The following is a 365-nucleotide window of genomic DNA, read 5'->3' as shown; positions in this document are numbered from 1 at the left end:
GGAAACGCTTCAGCATGCGCTGATTCAATGCTGGATGCAGTTGCGCCCTATCGTCCATCACGTCGATGCCGTGCCGCTGCGTCTCTGGACGACCTGAGCGAATCTCTCCGGCGCACCATCTTCGGGCGTCGATATGCTTTCGCGTGGTGCAGAGTCATGCGCGAGGCGCGGCAAACCGCGCGACATCCATACATGGAGTTCACATGGCATAGCCCTTGCTGCTATTGGCGCCGCGCGATGCCGTATGTCCGCCGACGCGTACAAGCACGCAAGCACGCTCGCGATGTCGAAGAAGTGGTTCGCCACGGCGTTGCCCGCCGATCTGTAAGCGCGGCGTCGGTTGATGCTGCTATCGTCAAGCGGCC

This window comes from Paraburkholderia piptadeniae, assembly GCF_900007165.1.
GTDB lineage: Bacteria > Pseudomonadota > Gammaproteobacteria > Burkholderiales > Burkholderiaceae > Paraburkholderia > Paraburkholderia piptadeniae.
The sequence above is the reverse complement of the archived record's forward strand: the minus strand, read 5'-3'. Positions refer to the sequence as shown.